General features: G+C 59.4%; 16 protein-coding genes. 6 read left to right on the top strand and 10 right to left on the bottom strand.

Going from position 1 to position 21,283, the window contains the following annotated elements:
- The 3 genes from GFC01_RS11900 to thrC form a co-directional block, all read right to left on the bottom strand.
- The coding region (locus GFC01_RS11900; protein WP_194174926.1) for an FAD-dependent oxidoreductase at positions 1-333 on the bottom strand (333 nt) is incomplete at its 3' end.
- Between the two features lie 18 nt (positions 334-351).
- Positions 352-1,533 (bottom strand): M24 family metallopeptidase, encoded by a 1,182-nt coding sequence (locus tag GFC01_RS11895; protein WP_152947346.1) that lies wholly within the window; start codon positions 1,531-1,533, stop codon positions 352-354.
- Between the two features lie 259 nt (positions 1,534-1,792).
- Entirely contained in the window at positions 1,793-3,289 is a 1,497-nt protein-coding gene (gene thrC / locus GFC01_RS11890; RefSeq protein WP_152947345.1) for a threonine synthase, read from the bottom strand.
- Positions 3,290-3,653: 364 nt separating this feature from the next.
- Between thrC and GFC01_RS11885 the strand changes: the two genes are divergently transcribed.
- The 3 genes from GFC01_RS11885 to glgP all read left to right on the top strand — a co-directional run bounded on the left by GFC01_RS11885 (position 3,654) and on the right by glgP (position 7,259).
- On the top strand, positions 3,654-4,100 hold the full coding sequence (locus tag GFC01_RS11885; RefSeq protein WP_152947344.1) for a MaoC family dehydratase: 447 nt from the start codon (positions 3,654-3,656) through the stop codon (positions 4,098-4,100).
- A gap of 44 nt (positions 4,101-4,144) precedes the next feature.
- Positions 4,145-4,300: a DUF1540 domain-containing protein gene (locus GFC01_RS11880; protein WP_341473936.1), complete on the top strand. Its 156-nt coding sequence runs from the start codon at positions 4,145-4,147 to the stop codon at positions 4,298-4,300.
- A 349-nt stretch (positions 4,301-4,649) separates the two neighbouring features.
- Positions 4,650-7,259 carry an alpha-glucan family phosphorylase gene (gene glgP / locus GFC01_RS11875; RefSeq protein ID WP_152947343.1) on the top strand — a complete coding sequence of 870 codons (2,610 nt, stop codon included), beginning with the start codon at positions 4,650-4,652 and terminating at the stop codon, positions 7,257-7,259.
- 12 nt (positions 7,260-7,271) lie between these two features.
- On the opposite strand, the gene GFC01_RS20205 is transcribed toward glgP, so the two are convergent.
- Entirely contained in the window at positions 7,272-7,376 is a 105-nt protein-coding gene (locus GFC01_RS20205; RefSeq protein WP_423244392.1) for a LysO family transporter, read from the bottom strand.
- 104 nt (positions 7,377-7,480) lie between these two features.
- Between GFC01_RS20205 and GFC01_RS11865 the strand changes: the two genes are divergently transcribed.
- Positions 7,481-8,512, top strand: coding sequence for an alpha-hydroxy-acid oxidizing protein (locus tag GFC01_RS11865; RefSeq protein ID WP_152947342.1), 1,032 nt, complete (start codon positions 7,481-7,483; stop codon positions 8,510-8,512).
- Positions 8,513-8,614: 102 nt separating this feature from the next.
- Here the strand turns inward: GFC01_RS11865 and GFC01_RS11860 are convergent, their stop codons facing one another.
- Positions 8,615-9,109, bottom strand: coding sequence for an HIT family protein (locus GFC01_RS11860; RefSeq protein WP_341473935.1), 495 nt, complete (start codon positions 9,107-9,109; stop codon positions 8,615-8,617).
- A 159-nt stretch (positions 9,110-9,268) separates the two neighbouring features.
- On the opposite strand from GFC01_RS11860, the gene GFC01_RS11855 reads away from it, so the two are divergent.
- Both GFC01_RS11855 and GFC01_RS11850 read left to right on the top strand, forming a co-directional pair.
- A complete protein-coding gene (locus GFC01_RS11855) occupies positions 9,269-11,743 on the top strand; it encodes a CRISPR-associated endonuclease Cas3'' (RefSeq protein ID WP_152947341.1) in 2,475 nt (824 codons plus the stop codon).
- 67 nt (positions 11,744-11,810) lie between these two features.
- Positions 11,811-13,082, top strand: coding sequence for a DUF2225 domain-containing protein (locus GFC01_RS11850; protein ID WP_152947340.1), 1,272 nt, complete (start codon positions 11,811-11,813; stop codon positions 13,080-13,082).
- A gap of 1,133 nt (positions 13,083-14,215) precedes the next feature.
- On the opposite strand, the gene GFC01_RS11845 is transcribed toward GFC01_RS11850, so the two are convergent.
- The 5 genes from GFC01_RS11845 to GFC01_RS11825 form a co-directional block, all read right to left on the bottom strand.
- Complete coding sequence (locus GFC01_RS11845; protein WP_152947339.1) at positions 14,216-15,919, bottom strand: NAD+ synthase; 1,704 nt, start codon at positions 15,917-15,919, stop codon at positions 14,216-14,218.
- 246 nt (positions 15,920-16,165) lie between these two features.
- Complete coding sequence (locus tag GFC01_RS11840; RefSeq protein WP_152947338.1) at positions 16,166-17,629, bottom strand: methyl-accepting chemotaxis protein; 1,464 nt, start codon at positions 17,627-17,629, stop codon at positions 16,166-16,168.
- A 168-nt stretch (positions 17,630-17,797) separates the two neighbouring features.
- Positions 17,798-18,628, bottom strand: coding sequence for a beta/alpha barrel domain-containing protein (locus GFC01_RS11835; RefSeq protein WP_207707617.1), 831 nt, complete (start codon positions 18,626-18,628; stop codon positions 17,798-17,800).
- A 116-nt stretch (positions 18,629-18,744) separates the two neighbouring features.
- Positions 18,745-19,569 carry a radical SAM protein gene (locus GFC01_RS11830; RefSeq protein ID WP_152947336.1) on the bottom strand — a complete coding sequence of 275 codons (825 nt, stop codon included), beginning with the start codon at positions 19,567-19,569 and terminating at the stop codon, positions 18,745-18,747.
- Positions 19,553-21,268, bottom strand: a complete 1,716-nt coding sequence (locus GFC01_RS11825; protein WP_152947335.1) for a nitrogenase component 1 — start codon at positions 21,266-21,268, stop codon at positions 19,553-19,555. The genes GFC01_RS11830 and GFC01_RS11825 overlap by 17 nt, the downstream gene beginning before the upstream one ends.
- Between the last annotated feature and the right edge of the window lie 15 nt (positions 21,269-21,283).

The raw sequence follows: 21,283 nt of genomic DNA, 5'->3' as shown, positions 1-21,283 counted from the left end.
CACCGGGCCCGCCCCGGTGGCCACCAGCAGCCGGTCGTAGGCCAGTTCCCGCCCGTCCGCCAGAACCACCCTTTTTTCCTGCGGCCGCAGGGCCACTGCCGCCACCCCCGCCAGCAGTTCCACCCCCAGCCGCCGGTAAAAATCCGGCGGCCGCAGCCCGATGGCTGCTTCCGTCTTCCTGCCCGCCAGCAGATCCGGCAACAGGCACCGGGAGTAAGCGGGCACCGGCTCTGCGGTGACCACGGTGATCCGGTGCTCACGCCCGCCCAGCCGGCGCAGGGTCTCCACCGCGGCCACCCCGGCCGCACTGCTGCCTATAACCAGCAGGTGCAATAAACCACCCCCTTATATTTAAATAATCACCACTTCATCGGGGAAACAGGTCAGCCTTTCCAGGCCCCCTTCCCGGACCACAAAGGTGTTTTCCACACCCACCGCCCCCCGGCCGGGGAAGATGAATTTGGGCTCGATGGCCACCACCATGCCGGCCTGCAGCTTTTCCTTCACTCCCCGGGCCAGCACGGGCAGTTCGTTTAACTCCAGGCCCACGCCGTGGGCCACAAACTTCACCTGGTCGCCATACCCCATGAAGTGCTCCGCCAGCCCGGCCCTTTGCGCCATTTCCAGGGCCAGATCATACAGCTCCCCGCCGGCCACCCCCGGCCGGGCCGCTGCTGCCAGGGCGTTCTGAATGGCCACCGAGGTATTATGGGCCTCCAGGAGGTCCGGGGGCAGGTGACCCAGGGCAAAAACCCGGGTCATGTCCACCTGGTAGCCGTTGGCCACCCCCACATAATCCACCATCACCGGGTCGCCGGGGGCAATGATATGCCTGCCCACGCCGAAAGGAAAGGTAGGGGTGATGCCGGGCCCCCCCAGGGGGCCGTCAAAATAACTGGACACGCCGCCGCTGGGGCCGGCCAGCAGGCAGCCCCAGAAAAATTCCTGGTTGAACCCCCGCACCCGGATCAGTCCCATGTGGCCGGCACAGCGGGCCGCCGCCTCCACCCGGGCGGCCAGTGCCAGTTCGCTCATCCCTGCTTTAAGCATGCCCGGTATTTGGGCGAAGACCCCGTCCATCATGGCGGCCGATTCCTTAAGCAGCCCGATTTCGTATGCCGATTTCACCGCCCGCAGTTTCCTGATCTGCGGCGAACAGTCCACTATTTCTCCGGGGAATATCTTTTCGTACCGCCGGAACAGGTTTACCGGCAGCACATCCAGCTCCATACCCAGCACCGCCGGAGCCGCCAGGCCCCGGGCCGCCAGCAGGCCGGGTATTTCTTCCGGTTTACGTAAAGGAAGCACTTCCGCCGGTACCAGGGCGGGGTCGATGCGGCTGCTGCTCCGCCTCACCAGGAAGAGTGCCCGCCCCCGGGCCGGTATGTACAGGTGGGCGCTCTGGGTGGTGCCGCAGAAATAGACCTGGTCCGCCCCCTGCAGGAGCAGTACCCCGTCCACATTTTCTGCGCGCAGGATCTCCTGAAAACGCTCCACCCGGGCCGCCAGTTCTTCCAAAGGAGGATAAGACATTGCTGCTACCTTCCTTCCTGAAGCTCGGATAGTTCCTGGGAACTGTATCCAACTTTTCTTTATTTTCCTTTTTGAGACCGAAAAATAATTCGTTATGCAGTCACCCGATCCCTGCCGATGAAGCACAAATTTTAGGATTATTTTTAAATTTTGAAAAACAAATGCCAGGGGCTTTAAAAAACATTTTCTGGCGTTATTTTCCAGTCTTTAAGTACTTTGGAGACAATCCTGTCCTTCTGGCGGGCTGCCGGGCAATGCCTTACGCCAGTATCTCCAGCACCGCCCGCTTCATCTCTCCCGGCGCCACCGTTAAGGTATGGCGCACCGGCTTTTGCTCCAGATCTTTCAAGCCCCGGGGCACCGGCAGCCCGGTGGCCTCCGAGAGAATACGCAACAGGGCGAACTCCCCCTGCCCGGCCACCGCCTGCTCCCCCAGGATGGCCGCGGCCACGCTGCGGTTGAACTTGAAGGGGCTGGCGGTGGAGGCCAGCACCGTTTTATGGCCGTCCCCGGTGGCTTCCCGGTAGCGGTCATAGACGTATTTCCCCACGGCGGTATGGGTATCCAGCAAATAACCATAACGGCGATAGGTATCCCGGATGGTTTCCATGGTCTGCCGGTCACCGGCATAGTCGGACCAGAAGACGGCCTGGATCCCGTCCAGCACCTCTTCATCCACCCGGTAGCGCCCCTCTTCCCGCAGTGCCGCCATCCAGTCCCGCACCCGGTCGGCGTCCCGGCCGGTCATTTCATAGAGCAGGCGCTCCAGGTTGCTGGAGATGAGGATATCCATGGATGGAGAAATGGTGCGGTAGAACTCCCTGGTCCGGTCGTAGACGCCGGTGCGGATGAAGTCCGTCAGCACGTTGTTGCGGTTGGCGGCGCAGATCAGCCGGTGCACCGGCAGGCCCATCTGCCGGGCGTAGTAGGCGGCCAGGATGTTGCCGAAGTTGCCCGTGGGCACCACAAAATTTACCCTTTCACCTGGTTCAACCTCCCCCCGGGACAGCAGATCCCCGTAGGCCGAGAAATAATAGACAATCTGGGGCACCAGGCGCCCCCAGTTGATGGAATTGGCGGAAGAGAAGCGGTAGCCCCGCCGCCCGATGGCTTCATTGACCGCCGGGTCGGCAAATATTTCCTTGACGCCGCTCTGGGTCTGGTCGAAATTCCCCTCCACCGCCACCACATGGACGTTGCCGCCCTCCTGGGTGACCATCTGCCGCTCCTGCACAGCGCTGACCCCCCGGGCCGGGTAAAAGACGATGATCCGGGTGCCGGGCACGTCCTTAAAGCCCTCCAGGGCCGCCTTGCCCGTATCGCCGGAGGTGGCCACCAGGATGGCTATTTCCTTATCTTCACCGGTTTTGGCCGCCGCCCGGGGCAAAAGCCTGGGCAGCATCTGCAGGGCCATGTCCTTGAAGGCGCAGGTGGGACCGTGCCACAGTTCCAGCACGTATAAATGGTCGTCCAGCCTGTGCAGCGGGGCCACCTCTAAAGCGTCGAACTTCCCGTGGCCGTAGGCCCCGTCAACGCAGTCCGCGATTTCTTCCATGGTAAAATCGGTAAGAAACAACCCCAGTATTTTTACCGCCCGCTGCCCGTAGGTCATCCCGGACATGGCGGCCACTTCCCCGGCGGTTACCGCTACCCGGCTGCCGGGCACATAAAGCCCCCCGTCGGGAGCGATGCCCGTCTTGACGGCTTCCGCCGCGCTCACCGGCCGGCTGTTTCCCCTGGTGCTCCGGTAGAACATGATCGCAACTCCTTGCTGTGTAATGTCACTGGAATCCCCCTGTCGTTAATATTTGCCGCGGGGATAATAAAATCCTGCCCGGAATCCAGGGAGGATTACGGAAAACCCGTGGCGAATATTTTGAATTGTGCGGCATACGACCCTGACATGTCCCGGCCCCGTTAGCAGCACCGGTTTTATTGGAATTTGCCCGGCCCTGCACTACAGTTACCCGATGGCCCGCCGGCAAAGGGTGCCGGGCTAATTAACCATAATCATTTCGGTGAAAGCACATTCATCGGTACCCCGACGGGATCAGCGCATAACTAATTTTACCACCAAACGTCCGGCGACCGGCGAATATTTGCGAGGGGGTTTAAATATAATGCGCTTCTTTTCTTCCTGGTCTGAAATGCAGGTGGGGGATTCCATTACCTTTTACCGCACCTTCACTGAAGGGGACGTGTCCACATTTCTGGGCGTCACGGGGGATTTCAACCCCATTCACATGGATCCCCGGACGGCAGCCCTGTGCGGTTTTCAGGGAAGGGTGGTCCCGGGACTTTTAACCGGCAGCATGATCACCCATGCCGGCGGCACATTGCTCCCCGAACCCTACCCCGCCACCCGCATGTCCTTCCGTTTTCTGGCCCCGGTCTATATCGGTGAAACCATCTGTGCTACAGTTACGGTTACGGAAAAAGATCCACAGAAAAACAAACTGACGCTGCACATGGTTTGCACCAACCAGGCAGGAAAGGTGGTTCTGGAAGGAGAAGTGTCCGGAAGAATCATGCCCGTTTCCCGGCGGCGGGAAAAACCTGGCGCATAAAAAACGCTTTTCCGGTTACCCTATCCTTCCAGGAGGTGATACCGGTGTCCAAAGTAATGAAATGCGGCATTGAAGAATGCGTACACAACAATAATATGGAATGCCGTGCCGACGGCATTGAAGTCAGGTCTTCCACCAATAATAAAAAGTGCAGCCAGTCGGAACACACCTGCTGCGACACCTTTGCCCCCAGGGTTTAAAAAGAACTGGCCATCCATATTGGGGAATGCCATATCGGCCAGCACACCCGCCGGAATAACGGCGGGTGCCTGTTTTTTCAAAGGGGTAAAGGATGAGGGTTTGACGATATTTGGGGGAGTTGCCCTGGAAACTATCGTTCCGGCTCAACCAACATTTTTCGTCATAAAGAAAGGGAAAACCCTCACCAATGGTGAATAAAATAATTGTTACGGGAGGAAGAAAATCACAACGGCTTTTACTGAATATTTTCTACCACAGTCCGCTGCCAAACAGTTAAAGCCGCATGTTCACCAAATGGGGTTGTCATGGGGAAAAAGGCAGGCCCATTATTGAAACGGAGGTTTGGAAATGTACTTTGTCCGCACCGTCACAGTGGTACCCAAATTGCCCGACAAAATCGCCCGGCTGGGTGAACTGGCCCGCAACCTGTGGTTTAGCTGGCATCCACCGGCCCGGGAACTGTTCCGGCAGATTAACGGTCCCCTATGGGAAGAGGTGCGACACAACCCGGTGCGCTTTTTGCTGAATGTCAGGCAGGATGAACTGGAAAAGGCGGCCCGGGACAGCGATTACCTGGACCTCTATAACCAGGTAATGAACGAACTGGACAATTACCTGACCGCTCCCGCCTGGTTCGACCGGGAGTACCCCCAGCACGCCGGGCAGGTCATAGCCTACTTTTCAGCAGAATTCGGCGTTCACGAATCCCACCCCACCTATTCCGGCGGCCTGGGGCTGCTGGCGGGAGACCATTGCAAGTCGGCCAGCGACCTGGGTATCCCCTTTGTGGGCGTGGGCCTGTTGTATAAGAGCGGCTATTTTACCCAGCGCATAAACCGGGAAGGCTGGCAGGAGGCCCATTACCCCTACCTGAACTTTTATGAAATGCCCGTGAAGCCCATCACCAATCCCGACGGCAGTGAACTGATTGTTTCCGTGGAACTGCCCGGCCGGACCGTCTATTTAAAAGTCTGGCAGATGAAGGTGGGCCGGGTGGTTATTTATTACCTGGACGCGGACCTTTCCCGGAACAATATGCAGGACCGCACCCTGACCGGGCAGCTCTACGGGGGGGACCGGGACACCCGCATTTCCCAGGAAATCATCCTGGGTATCGGTGGGGTCCGGGCGCTGCGGGCACTGAACATTCATCCCCGGGCCTGGCATATCAACGAAGGCCACGCCGCCTTTTTGCTCCTGGAACGACTGCGGGAGCTGGTCCAGGCCGGGGTGCCGGTGGACGTGGCCAGGGAAGCCGTGCGCGCCGGCACGATTTTTACCACCCATACACCCGTGCCGGCCGGTCACGACGTGTTCAGCGCCGAAATGATGGAGAAGTATTTCGGCCAGTGGTATGAGCAGCTGCATATGGACAGGGAAACTTTTCTCGGCCTGGGCTGGGATGAAGAACAGAGGGTATTCAACATGACCCTCCTGGCCATGCGTCTGTCCAGTTTTTGCAACGGCGTGAGCAAGCTGCACGGGGAAGTGACCAGGGAGATGTTCCGCCGTTTCTACCCGGGCATCCCCCTGGAAGAAATGCCCATCACCTCAATTACCAACGGAGTGCATCATCTGAGCTGGCTGGCCCCGGAATTACAGGCACTTTTCGATCGCCATCTGAAAAACGGCTGGCGCAATAATATTTGCCGGCCGGAAACCTGGGTAAACGTGGCGGCCATTCCGCCGGACGAACTATGGGCGGTACACTGCCAGTTAAAGGAGAAGATGATCCGCATCGCCAGGGACAACCTGCGCGGCCAGCGACTGTGCAATCAGGAACCGGCCCTGCGCATCCGGGAGGTGGAACGTTACCTGGATCCCGCGGCGCTGACCATCGGATTTGCCCGCCGTTTTGCCACCTACAAGAGGGCCAACCTGCTGCTGAGGGACAGGGAGCGCCTGGCCCGCCTGGTGAGCGATCCCCAGCGCCCGTTGCAGATCATTTTTGCCGGCAAGGCCCACCCGGCGGATAGGGCGGGACAGGAGTTAATCAAGCAAATTTATGAACTGACCAATCAGGAACCCTTTAAAGGCCGCATCGTCTTTCTGGAAAATTACGATATCGCCCTGGCCCGCACCCTGCTGCAGGGGGTGGACGTCTGGCTGAACACCCCCCGCCGCCCCCTGGAAGCCAGCGGCACCAGCGGCCAGAAAGCGGCCGTAAACGGGGTGATTCACTGCAGCGTGCTGGACGGCTGGTGGCCGGAAGCTTACGATGGGGAAAACGGCTTTGCGGTGGGCGAAATCAGGGCCTACCCGGACGAAGACATCCAGGACCAGGACGACGCCTGCTCCCTTTATGCTTTGCTGGAAGAAACCATCATCCCCATGTACTACGACCGGGACCGGCGGGGTGTACCCCGGGCATGGGTGGAGTTGATGAAAAGATCCCTGCAAACCATCCCGCCCCAATTCAATACGGAAAGAATGGTCAAGGAATACTGCCGGCTCTTCTACGTCCCCGCCGTGGAGCGGGACATTCGTTTCACCGGCGATAACTATACTCCAGCCAGGCAGTTGCAGGAATTCAAACAACGGATCGCCGAAAACTGGTCCCGGGTGGCCATTATATCGGTGAAGGCCGGTGACGCCAAATCCATGGGCGTGGGCGATCCTCTGCATATCGAAGCTGTGGTGCAGCTGGGTTCCCTGGCTCCGGAGGAAGTGGCGGTGGAAATAGTCTACGGCAACACCGGTGATCAATCCTTCCTCTACAGTGAGGTCCTGGACACCAGTTGCCTGGTACGTACCGCCAGACAACAGGAACAGCTGCGCAATATCAGCCGCATGCCCATGACGCCGGCGGAACGCCTGCCCGACGGAAACCATCGCTACACCGGCCGGCTGATTCTGCCCCAGGGCACCCTGGGCTATACCGTGCGGGTGCGTCCGGTACATCCGGACTTCGCCCATATTTTTGAACTGCCCCTGGTTGCCTGGGCACCGGCATTTTAACTTATAAACCAATCAAATGCCCATTCTGGCCGCCAGAAAGGGAATCAAAACAAAAGCCATCAACTCCCGGGATGCGTTGGTTAAAAATGCCAGCGCTCCCGTTCCAACATTGTAAATTTTGGCCAGCAGCCTGTTTCAGGCAGGAAAAAGGGAAGGAGAAGCGAAATTTTAAAAGGTCTGATCACCCGACGAACCGCATACGAAATGGAGGGATACCAGAAATGAACTGGAAGGAATTGCGGGAAACCGCCCGGGAAAAATTAAAGGGCTACTGCCGGGTCTGCCCCCAGTGCGACGGCCGCGCCTGCGCCGGCGAGGTGCCGGGCATGGGCGGTACCGGCACCGGCGCATCCTTTAAGGCCAACATAGAAGCCCTGGCCCGTTATCGCCTGAACCTGCGCACCCTGCATGGGGCTAAAAATACGGACACCAGCCTCACCCTCTTCGGGAAGGAGCTGTCCACCCCCATCCTGGCCGCACCCATGACCGGCGTATCCTACAACATGGGCGGGGCGCTGACTGAACGGGAGTTTATCGGCATGATCATGAGCGGAGCACGTCAGGCCGGCACCCTGGGCATGTCGGGAGACGGCGGGGACCCGGAATATTACAATTCCGGTCTGGAAGCCATTGCCGCAGAAAAGGGACACGGCATCCCGGTGATCAAACCCAGGGAGCAGGACGCCATTATTGAACGCATCCGCCGGGCGGAAGAGGCGGGCGCCCCGGCCGTGGGCGTGGATGTGGACGGGGCGGGGCTGGTGACCATGGCCCTGTTCGGCCAGCCGGTGGGGCCCAAGACCGCAGCCGAGTTAAGGGAACTGGTGGGCGCCACCCGCCTGCCCTTTATTGTCAAAGGCATTATGACCGTTGACGAGGCTGAACTGGCCGCCGGCGCCGGGGCGGCCGCCATTGTGGTATCCAACCACGGGGGACGTATCCTGGATCATACCCCCGGAGCAGCGGAAGTATTGCCGGCCATCGCCCGGGCCGTTAAGGGACGGGTGACCATCCTGGCCGACGGCGGTGTGCGTTCCGGTGCGGATGTGTTAAAGCTGCTGGCCCTGGGTGCCGATGCGGTCCTGGTGGGCCGGCCCCTGGTGGTGGGCGCCTTTGGCGGCGGCGCCGCAGGGGTAAAGTTTGTGCTGGAGAAGCTTACCGGCGAACTGAAGCAGGCCATGATCCTCACCGGCTGTGCTTCCCTGCACGATATCGATGAAAAAGTACTGCGCCCCTACCCCGGCCTGGAATGACCATGAATGAAAAAAGGGGTCCAGCCTCCCTGAAAATATCTTTCGGAAGAGGCCCGGGTGCAACACCGGATTGCGCCCGGGCTTTTTCCCGGGGCTTTTTATTTACCGGACCGCCTTTTCGGCGGACAGCGCTTCTTTTAATTTCCGGTAGGTGGTGTCCAGCCCCTCGGAAATAACCCGCACATCGCCCAGAACGGGCATGAAATTATTGTCCCCGTTCCAGCGGGGCACCACATGGATGTGAAAATGGCCCGGTATGCCGGCTCCGGCCACTTTGCCCAGGTTCACGCCGATGTTAAAGCCGTCGGGATTAAAGGCGGACCTTAAAAGGGAAACCATGCGCCGGGTCATCTGCCCCAGTTCCAGCAGTTCTTCCTCCGACAGGTCCAGCAATTCCCCCACGTGCCTTTTGGGAGCAATGAGCAGGTGCCCGTTGTTGTAGGGGTAGAGATTGAGTATGACAAAGGTTTTTTCTCCCCGTAAAAGCAGGTAGTTCGCTTCATCCTCCGTAGAAGCCAGCTTTTCACAGAAGATGCATCCTTCGCCCTTGTCCTTGCCGATGTATTCCGTGCGCCACGGTGCCCAGAGCCGTTCCACGTTACCTTTCCTCCCCGCATTTTGTGCTATACCTTTAGTGTTTTCTGCACCGCACGGGACAATTCCTGCCGCACTTTTCCGGCTGCCGGCAAAACCGCTCTTGTATCAGGTCATCAACTCGAGTATTATTTATAGAAAACCATTAAGGAGTCCTTTCCCATGAAGTCACCTCTGCTGGCCAAAAAACGGCCCGGTCAAAATATCTACCAGACCCTGGACGGGCATACGGAAGATGCCCTGATTATCCTTTCCGGTTACCTGCGGGAACACCGCCCGTTAATGGAAAAATTAACCGGTGAATGGCGGATGCCCTTTGCCCGGCTGGGCCAGCTTCTCTTCCTGGCCCTGTTCATGCACGACCTGGGCAAGGCCACCCGGGAATTTCAGGAGAGGTTGTTACAGGAAAAATTAAGCCGGGAACTCTCCCATACCTTTTTCGGCCTGCCCCTGGTGGAAACGGACCTGCCCCCGGAAGATGAACGGCTGGTGAAAGTTCTGGTGCTCAGCCACCATACCCAGCAGTTCGACCGGCTTTATGACAGTTTCGAACTTTTGCCCGGGGTAAGTTACCTTGAGAATCAAATAACGGATTATTTGGAAAGCTACGGCCGGCTCCACCGGAAGTATTTCACAGACCTCTTCCCCCTTTCCACCCGGCCCCTTTCACCCTTTGCCACTGCTTCCCAGGGATTGGGCCTGCGGGAGCGAATCCGGGAAGAGGTATCGCGACTGCAGGTGGCAACCCGGCAAAGCGAACCCGCCCCCCGGTTAAAGGCCATCTATAGCTTCGCCATCACCCTGTTAAAATACTGTGACAGCCAGTCCAGCCGGGCATTCCACCGGGCGGTACTGCCGGAAGGCACGGTTTGCGGAACATTGTTGAACCATGACCGGGAAAATCCACCCCGGGAAAACACCGGACCTTTTCCCCAATTTTCCGGACCGTGCCATTTGCCCCAACCGTCCGGCAACTGCACCCTTACGGACACCCGGAACTGCTTGCGTAAAGTCACGTTTACGACCTGTCCCCAAAACGATGGGTACGGATTTAACACCGGCCGGGAATTGCCTACCACGGATAACCGGGACAAAAAAGTCAACTACCGGTATAAAGTTAATGACGGCAACCGGTTTACGTTTCTTCTGACACCCCCGGGACCCCGGAAGGTGGAGCTTGCCCTGGCCAGGGCGGCGTCCCTGGCCGAAGCGGGAAAAAGGGAAAAGCTGGTCTGGATCTGCCCCGGACAGGTTGCTTCCGGTTTTGTCCGGCACCGGCTGGCCTGCCTTCTGAAGAGCAATAAAGTGGCCCTGGTTGACGCCGCGGGCTATTATCCCCATGACCCCAACACCCGGGGTATACCTCTGGAATCCAACGGACGGCCCAACGGTATGAGCGGCGTTAACCGGGAACGCATTTTTACCTGCCCTTTTACGGTGGCCACCCTGGATCACCTGATCTTTTCCCTGGTCCATGGTTTTCCCCAGGCCGATTACGCCCTGGGCAACCTGATCAAGGCAGTGGTGATTATCGATGGCCTTCCGGAACCGGCAAGCCCGGCCTTCCATTACACCCTGGACGCCCTGACCCTGCTGCGGGAAATGAATATTCCCCATATCATCCTGGACACCCTGCCGGCTCCGGGGTTAAAGGCATATCTGGCCGGTGCCGGTTACCACCTGGAGGATCACTTTACAGAACGCCACAAACCCCTCTTTTCATTAAAATACGGGCAGGAAGGGCCCCTGGAAGCCGTAAAAGACTGCTACCGGGAAGGCCTCAATCAGGCGGTTTACACCCCCAACCCCCGGGCGGCGGTGCAAATGGCCCGCCGGATCAAATCCGCCCTCCCCGGCTGCCGGGTGGTCCTCTGGCACTCTCTGTTCACCCGGGGAGACCGCCATGCCCGGGAGGCGGCCATCATATCACTGGCGGAGCAAACCGGCCCGTGGGTGGTGGTAACTGATGCTGCCGTGGACACATCCGGACTGCCCCGGTGCCATGTGGTGCACACGGATAACGCCCCCGCCTCCCTGCTGACCCGCCGCAGCCATCCCCTGTGGCGTTACGGCTCCACGCCAGGGGCTTACACGAACGGTCAAGGGACGGATATTCCGGTAATGATCATCCATGATCACCGGAAGACAATTGAACCCCATGTTAAACTGCTCCAGGGTAGCGGCCCTGTTCAAAATGCCCGTAATCCTCACGGCGCAATGGCGCGGCAATGCCGGAATACCACTTTTCCGGAGCCGGGTATCATTATGCCCGGCCGGATGGAAAGGCACCTGGAGGAAGAATACCGGAGAACCCCCCCAGTCTCCACCAACCTGGGGGCCGTTTTCCGGGAATGCACCCTTTTTGGATACTCTCCCCTGGAAGTGCGATACATGGACCAGCCCCTGGTGGCCCTGTGGCGCCCGGCAGAACGGTTGATGGATGTGATTCCGGCCGGACTATGGCGGGAAAACCCGCCGGAAAAACCGGACCTGCTGCCACGGCTGACGGTAAAGGTGCCCCTGGAATGGTATTCCCGTCACCCGGATCTATTTTCCACGGCGGGTATACCCGGCGAAACAGCCCTTGTATGCCAACTCCCCTACCACGAAGATGATGGTCTGGAACCCCCGCCATGAAAAAAATGTTATTGCTCTGCGGAAATAAAAGATTCATTACACACAGGAAAGGCAGGTTCCGGTTGACATGGATGTAGATATGAACAAACTGGCCTGGTCCGGGTTATTGAAGCACTTTAAGCAGGGTGAAACCATTTTCCTGGAAAATCAAGCGGGGGAAGAAATGTACATAATTCTGCGGGGCCGGGTGGAAATCAGCAGGGGGAGAGAACCGTCAAAAACAACCCTGGCCGTCCTGAACAGCGGCAGTTTCTTCGGGGAAATGAGCCTTCTGGAAGGGCTGCCCCGCAGCGCCAGTGCCGTAGCCCTGGATGACGTAATCTTGATTGCCATTAACCACGAAAATTTTGCCCGGGTCATCCAGTCGGAACCGCAGCTGGCCATCCGCATCATGCGCGGCCTGAGCCACCGCATCCGTACTTTGAACGAACAGCTACACACGGTGCCCGACGACACCAGACCGCCGGCGCAGCAGCCCGGCCACAGCCCGGCCGGCCGCACCACGGCACCGGCCGTTGTTAACCCATTTTCCATAGCGGAGATCTCAACCACAAAAAAGGTTGGAAACGGTAAAACGGTAGCAACTACCGTTAACGGAAGGGTTAATAACAACAAAGTCAATGGGATCAATACCACCGGCGGCCATACCGCACAGGCAGGCAACACCCACCCCTATCTTTACGACAAGTCCCTGACCTGCCCCGTGTGTTCGGTCACTTTTCAGGCCAGGGAAGTAAAGGGCTATAAACTGAAGGTGGTCGGGCAGGATTACGACTTCCGCCAGCACTTTGCCGATTTCGAGCCCCTGTGGTACAGTGTCTGGGTGTGCCCCCGATGCTATTACGCCAATAGCCGGGCCGACTTCAGCACAATTACCGAAAGGCAAAAACACATCCTGCAGGAGCAACAGGCGGAAAGAATCCGGGAGGCACCCCGGCCGCTGGAAGAGCCCGGCACTCCGGGCTATGCTTTGCAAAGCCACCTTCTGGCCATAAAATCCCTGGAACAGATGCAGGCGGAACCGGAAAAGATCGCCAGGATGTGGCTTCATCTCGGCTGGCTTTATACAGACGCCCGGGAGGAAGAAAAGGCCCGCCATGCCCGCCAACAGGCACTGGAAAAGTTCAAGGAATATTATTTTGCCAGCCGTCGCCCCCTTACCACGGAACAGGACCAGCAACTGGCCTACCTGATTGGCGAACTCCACTACCAGCTTTCCTCCTTAGAGGAGGCGCTGCAGTTCTTCCGCCGGGCCGTGGTCCACCGGGGCGGCAACCCGGTGATCAACGAACGGGCCAGGGACCGCATTTATGAATTAAAGGCCGCAATGAAAAAATAAAGGTTCTTCGCCGTTTTCAGCGGGCGCCTTCCATTTTATACCTGCACCGGCCGGAAGATTTCCTTTTGGGCGGTAAATGCTTCACTAAGCCGGTCGCGGGACAGAACCTGTACCCGCGACCGCTGATCTTCCTTCCAAATTTCGGAGATTGTCATGAACATAAAAGCAGTGAGTCCGACCCCACCAGCGGTTTGACCGCCAATCAGACGGTGGGTAAAGTGGTGGAGCAGAGCTAATGGGACAGGCCGAATTTAAGACGGCCTGCTTTTTTAATAGGGAATCACCAGAAATTATTTCCTTGCCTGCCCAGTATTGTAACCAATCTATGCCAGGATGAATATGCTATAACTGAAGATTGTAACCAGCAAACACTGTGAAAAGGGGGAATACAGGGCAAAAATTCTATTAAGTGCACCAGGTGAGACTACAAATGTATCATTATTAAAGGAGGAGTAAAAATGCCTGCTCCACAGGGTGGCTTTGGTTTTGGTTTTGACGGCGGGTTCTTCTTTTTCTTCATCATCATCATCCTGTTCTTCTTCATGTTCCCCTTCTGGGGCTTTAACGCTGCACAATAATATATCCCGTAGTTAATCCGGGCAACGTTGCCCGCATATGGTTTACGGTAGTTTCAAAGCAGCACAAATACATTAAATAAACCGGAACTAAAGGAGGATAAAATTATGAAAACCCAGGGTGGATTTTTTGATGGTCCCTTTATCATTTTCCTGATTCTGATCCTGCTGGTGTTTGGCATGGGTTGGTGGAACTAAAGCGGACATCTCAATATGATCGGGCGGGAGGAGCGGTCAAACCGGTCCCTTTGTACCACTGATGAGGATTCACTCATACCGGCGCTGACACCGCGTTGTCTTCCCGCCCCGGTTCTCCGGGTTCACCGGCTAACTGGTAGCATTAAATGGTAATAACAGGCCCCGGGCATGCCAGAAAGCACCCTCCGGGGCTCTGTTCTTTAGAGTCACCATAATACAGGGCTCTATTATGCCTTTCAAACACGGGGCCTGGACTATTGCTATGCGGTACTGGAGGGGATGGCAATTCAAACACCTTGATTAAAGTACATTACCCCGCCATCGCCCCACTCTGTTAACCCCAAACGATTACATCACCAGCTACCCCGCCCGCCAGGCAATGGGCATCCGCCGGCCCATGCCGAAGGCCCTGGCAGTCACCCGCAGGCCCGGGGCGGCCTGGCGGCGCTTGTATTCGGCCCGGTCCACCCTGCGGATCACTTCCCGTACCAGTGCCGGGTCAAAACCCAGGGCGGCAATTTCTTCCGCCGATTTCTCCTCTTCGATGTAGGCCTGCAGGATGGTGTCCAGCACCTCATAGGGGGGCAGGGAATCCTGGTCCACCTGGTTGGGCCGGAGTTCCGCCGACGGGGGTTTCACCAGAACGCTTTCGGGAATGATTTCCCGCTCCCGGTTAATGTAGCGGGCCAGCTGGTACACCATCACCTTGGGTACGTCGGCCAGCACCGCCAGCCCCCCGGACATGTCGCCGTAGAGGGTGCAGTAGCCCACGGCCATTTCGGACTTGTTGCCGGTGGTGAGGGTGAGGTAGCCCTCCCGGTTGGAGATGAACATGAGAATGTTACCCCGGATGCGCGCCTGGATGTTTTCCTCCGCCAGGTCACCGCAGGGGGAGCCGTCCCGGTTCATGGCCTTCAAGAAGGCGCTGAACATTCCTTCGATGGGTATTTCCCGGAAGGCAATGCCCAGGTTTTCCGCCAGGATCCGGGCGTCGGAGCGGCTGCCGGGGGAGGAGTAGCGGGAGGGCATGGAAACCCCCAGCACATTCTCCGGCCCCAGGGCAGCGGCGGCCAGGGCGGCGGTCACCGATGAGTCGATGCCCCCGCTAAGCCCCACCAGTGCCTTTTGAAACCCTGTCTTGCGCAGGTAGTCGCGGATGCCCAGCACCAGCGCCCGGTAAACATAGCTGATGTCCTCCCGGGGCAGGGCGGAGCCGGCACCCGGCACCTGGAAGTCGATCTTCCCCACCGGCTCTAAAAACAACGGCCCGGAACGCTCCCGCCCCATCTCCAGCAAAACCAGTCCTTCCTCAAAACTGGCGGCCAGACAGACCACCTCACCTCCGGCGTCCACGGCCAGGCTGGTGCCGTCGAAGATCAGCTCGTCGTTACCGCCAATCTGATTGACATAGATTACGGGCCGGTGGTGCTTGCGGGCAATGCTCCGGAGCATGTCCAGCCGCAACCCGATCTTGCCGTAGTGATAGGGAGAGGCGGAAATGTTCAGCACCAGATCCGCCCCCCGGGCCACCAGTTCCTCCACCGGGTCCACCTCGTACAGCTGCCGGTTCCAGTAGTCCTTATCGTTCCAGATGTCCTCGCAGATGGTCAGGCCCAGATTCAACTCCCCCAACGGCACCGGGGTCCGCTGACCGGCCGGCTTGAAATAGCGGCTTTCGTCAAACACATCGTAGTTGGGCAGAAGGCTTTTGTCCTGCCGACCGGCCAGCTTGCCTTCCGTATAAAGCAGTGCGGCATTATAAAGAAAGTCCCGGTCCGTGTTTTCCCCGTCACCCTGCGCCGCTCCCCGCACCGGGGCACCGACGACAAGGGCCACCTCCCGGCTCATAGGGGCGATCTCTTCCGCCAGTGCCCTTTCCACCCGCTGCAGAAAATCCCTCCGGCAGAGCAGGTCCCGGGGCGGATAGCCCGTTACGGCCAGTTCGGGAAAGACCACCAGATCCGCCCCGGCCCGGCATGCTTTCACCGCCACCTGGCGGATTTTGGTCACGTTTCCACCAATGTCCCCAATGGTGGGGTTCAACTGGGCCATGGCCACGCGCATACATGAAAACCCTCTTTCTTTTATAGTAAAACCCATTTGGATAAATTAGCCGCCATAAAAAAACCCCCTCCTCACCGTCAGGGGGAGCGGGGGCGCCGTTGCCCTTTCACCTTAACCGTATTGTAACAAAAAGAAAAGGGCCACGCAAGGCCGGGGGTTCCGGAAGAAATATGCTTTTGCGGGTCCGACCTCCCGGCAATATTTTCCGCCAGGCACCGTGGTTCATTTATTATTGATGCTGGTATCTTACTGATTGTTTAAAGTTATATCCGCAGCCAGCACCCCGGTAATCTGTCCCGCCTCATCCCGTATGGGTAAAGAAAGGGTGCGGCAGGGTCGCCGGGTGATGGCTGAAATATAGACCGGGGAAATATATTCCTCGCCGGCCATGGCCCTTTGCCACCAGGGCCTGATGCGGGCATTGGCCAGGGCGGCCGGTGGTTGCGAAAAGACAAAAGTGCCGTCGGAACGATTGGAATAGACCGCTTCCACGCCGGGCTCCCGGTTCAGCCATTCCTGCAGGAGAGAAGCGTGGACAGCCGGGTCCAGTTGCCGGATTTCCCGGCGGGCAGCCAGTTCCCGCAAAGCGGCCATAACCGGTTCCACATGCGCTTCTTCTACCGGCGGGTGTTCACCGCCAGCCCCCGCCACCTCACCGGACGCCGCGTTTTTTTCCACCAGCCTGGCCACCTCGGCCAGCATCTCTCCCACCTTCTGTATGCTGTGGAAACTGCCTTCCAGAACCTCCACTGCGGCACCCAGCTGTTGCAGATAACCCTCGATTTCCTGGTAGGCCTCCCCAACCCTACCGCTCATGGCGGTTATACCCCGGTCAATGCAGGCAATGCTTTCCTTGATGTGACCCGTTTCCTCCACCCCGGCGGCAATCCCTTCTTCGCCAGCCTTGATTTGGGCCACCACCCGGGCCACCTTTTCTTTGATCCCTTCCAGGATGGCTCCGGTTTCCTCCACCGCCTGCTGGGTACGGTCCGAAAGGTTTTTCACTTCCCCGGCCACAATGGTAAACCCCCGGCCGTGCTCCCCGGCCCGGGCCGCTTCAATGGCGGCATTGAGGGAAAGCAACCGTGTATGCCGGGAAATCTGGCCGATACTGGCCACAATTTCATCCACCCGGTTCACGGCCTGGCTCAACGCGCCGATCTCCCCGGCCACCAGGGATGAATCGGCGCGGATGCGGTTGATGGCCCCCAGTACCCCCTGGAGCACCTCCTGGCATTTCTCCACCGACCGCTGGTTTTCCTCCGCCTCACGGTTGAGTGCCCGCCCCAGACCGGAAATGGCCAGGGCGGCTTCCTGGAGTTTTGCAAAGGCAGCCATAGCTTCCCGGGCATTTCGGCCGGCCAGGGACATTTGTTCCACAGCGGCGGCCACCTGGCCGGCCGTCACCTGGTAATCCCGGGCGAGGGCGAGCATCATCCCGGCCTGCCGGCAGACCTTCTCCAGCGCCCCACGCGCACCGGGCGGCAACAGGCCGTCCGGTAAGACCGCCCTGCCTGCCACCACCTGCTCCAGGGCAGTCAGCTCACCGGTCAGCCGCCGGCACCGGACGGCGGCCCGGGCAAAACAAACGGCCACCGACGCCAAGGTAGCCGCCAGCGCCGCCGTCACCGTCCCGACCGGAGCCGGCCACCACCACCCGGCCGCTATGCCCGCCGCCAATCCAATCAAGACGGCCGCTATGTACCACACAAAAATCCCTCCCCCTCCGGGCAAAGGCAATTTTACCCTTTCTTGAAGGCAAAACCCCCGTCACGCCCGCAGGCGCAACGGGGGCTCCTTTGCCCGGTTTGCTGTGTTAATCTTTATTTTACCATTTTTCGCTCCGGGGCAAAAGGAATTATTTACCTGATTAATACTTTATCCACAGGCCGTCCGCGCCCGGCCGCGCCCGGCGGCCCGGGTCACAAAACGAGTTAAAACGGGCAGTATGGCGGTGTTCAGCCTCATTTTCACCTGGTAAATCCCCTGCATGGCCCGCACCAGTTCTTCCAGGGAAGCGTTCCCCGCCCGCTCCCCCAGGCCGCAGACGGTGGTATCCACGCAGGCGGCACCGGCCTTGAGGGCGGCCACGGTATTGGCCAGGGCCAGGCCGAAGTCGTTGTGGCCGTGAAATTCTATTTCCATATCCCCCAGTTCTTCTTTCAGACGGGTAATACGCTCAAAAACGGCCAGGGGTTCCAGCACGCCGACCGTATCGGCGTAGCGCAAACGCCGCACCCCCATTTCCCGGGCCAGCAGGGCATATTCCACCAGGAACCGGTGCCCGGCCCGGGAGGCATCCTCGGCCCCCACCGCCACCCGGCAGCCGTTATCCAGGGCAAAGCGCAGCGCCTCCCGCAGCCGGTCCAGCACCCAGCGGCGGCTCTTCCCCAGCTTGTAACGAATTTGCAGGTCCGATACCGGGCCGGAGATGTGGATGTCCCGCACCCCGCAGGCCAGGGAGGCGCGGATATCCCCCGGGAGCAAACGGTTCCAGGTGGTCACCCGGCAGCGCAGGCCTGAAGAAGCAATGGCCCGGATGGCATGCTGTTCCACCTCTCCCATGGCCGGGGTGCCGGCCTCGATCTGGTCCACTCCCAGTCGATCCAGCAGGCGGGCGATGGTCACCTTCTCCCGCCAGGTAAAGGCCACCCCGGGCGCCTGTTCACCGTCCCGCAGGGTGGTATCGACAATGGTAAACGGCCGCATCATTTCACCCCCCGTACTTTTGAGAACCTCCCGGTACCGGGTGTCCCGGTTCGGTTCATTCGTCTTTTTTCAAAATAATTATAACGGGGCCGTTAGTGGCGGCCCCGCCTTCCCCATCACGCTCCCCCTTCTTCCAGCATCCCCGCGGCGTCGGCCCGGCACCGCCGGCAGTGAACCATTTGGTCGATAATGGGTGTCAGCTTCTGCCTGATCCGGGCCACCTGGCCGGGCGGCGGAGGCAAGAGGGAGGAAAAGGCCCCCCGGGGGATGAGTGGAATCACATTCATCAGGTGGGCACCGGCCGCTCTTACCGCCACGGCCACCTGGTACAGGTGCTCGTCATTGACGCCCGGAATGAGCACGCTGTTTACCTTGACCGCCAGCCCCATTTCAGCGGCCCGGCGGATGCCGGCATACTGTGCCCGCCAGAGCAGTTCCGCTCCGGCCCTGCCCCGGTAGACCCGGTCCCGGTAAAAGACGTACCCGTAAATGCGGGCGCCCACCACCGGGGAAACGGCGTTCACGGTCACCGTCACCGCCTTTACCCCCGCCTCCTGCAGGGCCGGCAGGTTTTCGGATAACAACAGGCCGTTGGTGCTGATACATTTGATCAGGTCCGGAAATTGCTCATGCACCAGCCGCAGGGTGGTCAGAGTGGCCCGGTTGGCCAGGGGATCGCCGGGACCGGCGATGCCGATCACCTTGATGCGCGGTTCAACAGCCAGTACCCGGCGCACATGCTGCAGGGCCTCCCCTGGTGTCAGCAGCCGGCTGGTCACCCCGGGGCGGTTTTCATTGGCGCAGTCGTACAATCTGGTGCAATAATGGCATTTGATATTACAATCGGGGGCCACCGGCAGGTGCAGGCGGCCGAACCAGTGGGCCGCCGCCCGGCTAAAACAGGGGTGTTCCCTGAACAACCGGTCAATTTGTGCTTCCATCTGTACGTCCCTCCCCGTTGATCATCCGTATACAATCATCCAGTGCGGCGGGCACGGCATCGGAAGTTTCCATGATGAGCAACCCTTTTTCCGCCGCCCGTTCCCGGGCGCAGTGCCCGGCAGCCAGGCAAACCACGGCCCGGCAGTCCTCCAGGAGGTCCAACTTTTCCCCCGGGAACCCCCTGGCCGCACCATCCCGGCAGTTCACCGCCCCTCCTTTGACCGCTCTCACTTCTATTTTCTTCACTTTACGGCCGGCCAGGGTGAAAACCAGGAACTTTTCCGCCCGGCCGAAATGTTCATCCACATACATGCCGTCCCTGGAGGCCACGGCCACTTTCACATTTTCCGGCAACACCGGTTGTTCCGGCCCGCTTTCCCAACCGGGTCGGACCAGGCGCCAAACCGGGGCATCCAGCAGGACGGCCACTTCCCGGGCCAGGTTGACAAAACCGTTGAACCCGGCATAGGGGCTGGTTTCCTGGGGAAAAACCAGAAAGGGCACACCCAGTTTGTGGGCCAGGAATTTTTCCCGGGTGCCGCCCACTAAAAGATGCGGCCGGCGACGGCGCAGGAATTCGGTCAACTCCCTTTCATTGGCGTCGTCCAGGAGCAGGGTGCCCTCATCCAGGCAGCGCCCGGCTTCCCGGTAATCCTCCCGGCAGCCGAACTGGGAGCCGGCCATGATCAACTCCATGCCCAGTTCCCGGAAGGCTTTGGCCATGGAACCCATCCGGGAGGCGCCGAAAAACACGGCCACCCGTTTTCCGGCCAGCCGGTGCAGATAGGGGGCCGCCTGCCGCCGGGCCGCCACCACCCGGTCCTGCACCCACCTTTCCACCCCGTCCCGGTGGAAAAATCGGCCTACGGCTTTCAGTGCCCGGGCGGTTTCCTCCAGCCCGAAAAAAGATACCTTCATCTGCGGGATGCCGTAACGTTTTTCCATCACATCGGCCATGGCCTGGCCGGTCCGCCGGCAATGGACGATGTTCAGAGCGGCCCGGCGGGCGCGGGACATATTCTCCACCGTGGCCCGCCCGGACACGGCACAGACGATATTTAAACCCAGATGGGCGAGCAGCTTTTCGATTTCCTTTAAATCACCCTGCACGTCAAATTCACCCAGGATGTTTACACTGTTTTCCAGCACCGGCCCCGGCTCGCCCCGGTCGATGAAATGCTCCAACAGGGCTTCAGCGGCCGCGTCATGGCCGTCTCCCTGTCCGACACCGCAAAAACCGGGGCAGAGCACCGGCGCCACGGGCCGGCCCAGGGTGGACGAAGCTTCCCGGCAAATGGCCTCAACATCCTCGCCAATCAAACCGGCGGCACAGGTGACGTAAACCAGCACTCCTTCGGCCTCCGGATGCAGATGTACGGCCTCGGTAATGGTCCGGCGCAACTTTTCCCGGCCGCCGAAGATGATGTCCCGTTCCTCCAGACAGGTGGTGGCAATGGAATAGCTCTTGCGCCTCACCGTACCGGCGTTATAGGCGCAGCCCACCGGCCCGTGAACGAGATGAATGACGTCTTTGACGGCGGCCAGCATCCAGCGCGCCCCGTACAGGGCGCAGGCGCGCTGGGAAATCACCCCCGGCACGGTGGCCTGTTCGCACCGGGGCAGTGCGGCCTCGCCGCAATCGCTTTTCAAGGTGATATGTCCGGTACGCTCCGGCATTACTTCAATGGGCATTTCCATCGCGCATCACCTCTT

This window comes from Desulfofundulus thermobenzoicus (genome assembly GCF_009428905.1).
Classification (GTDB): Bacteria; Bacillota; Desulfotomaculia; order Desulfotomaculales; family Desulfovirgulaceae; genus Desulfofundulus_A; species Desulfofundulus_A thermobenzoicus.
This window is presented reverse-complemented; position numbering and strand designations above follow the sequence as displayed.

Coding starts and splice junctions, on each gene's coding strand:
- GFC01_RS11895 (WP_152947346.1), bottom strand. CDS start 1,533: ATGTCTTATCCTCCTTTGGAAGAACTGGCGGCCCGGGTGGAGCGTTTT.
- thrC (WP_152947345.1), bottom strand. CDS start 3,289: ATGTTCTACCGGAGCACCAGGGGAAACAGCCGGCCGGTGAGCGCGGCG.
- GFC01_RS11885 (WP_152947344.1), top strand. CDS start 3,654: ATGCGCTTCTTTTCTTCCTGGTCTGAAATGCAGGTGGGGGATTCCATT.
- glgP (WP_152947343.1), top strand. CDS start 4,650: ATGTACTTTGTCCGCACCGTCACAGTGGTACCCAAATTGCCCGACAAA.
- GFC01_RS11865 (WP_152947342.1), top strand. CDS start 7,481: ATGAACTGGAAGGAATTGCGGGAAACCGCCCGGGAAAAATTAAAGGGC.
- GFC01_RS11855 (WP_152947341.1), top strand. CDS start 9,269: ATGAAGTCACCTCTGCTGGCCAAAAAACGGCCCGGTCAAAATATCTAC.
- GFC01_RS11850 (WP_152947340.1), top strand. CDS start 11,811: ATGGATGTAGATATGAACAAACTGGCCTGGTCCGGGTTATTGAAGCAC.
- GFC01_RS11845 (WP_152947339.1), bottom strand. CDS start 15,919: ATGCGCGTGGCCATGGCCCAGTTGAACCCCACCATTGGGGACATTGGT.
- GFC01_RS11835 (WP_207707617.1), bottom strand. CDS start 18,628: ATGCGGCCGTTTACCATTGTCGATACCACCCTGCGGGACGGTGAACAG.
- GFC01_RS11830 (WP_152947336.1), bottom strand. CDS start 19,569: ATGGAAGCACAAATTGACCGGTTGTTCAGGGAACACCCCTGTTTTAGC.
- GFC01_RS11825 (WP_152947335.1), bottom strand. CDS start 21,268: ATGGAAATGCCCATTGAAGTAATGCCGGAGCGTACCGGACATATCACC.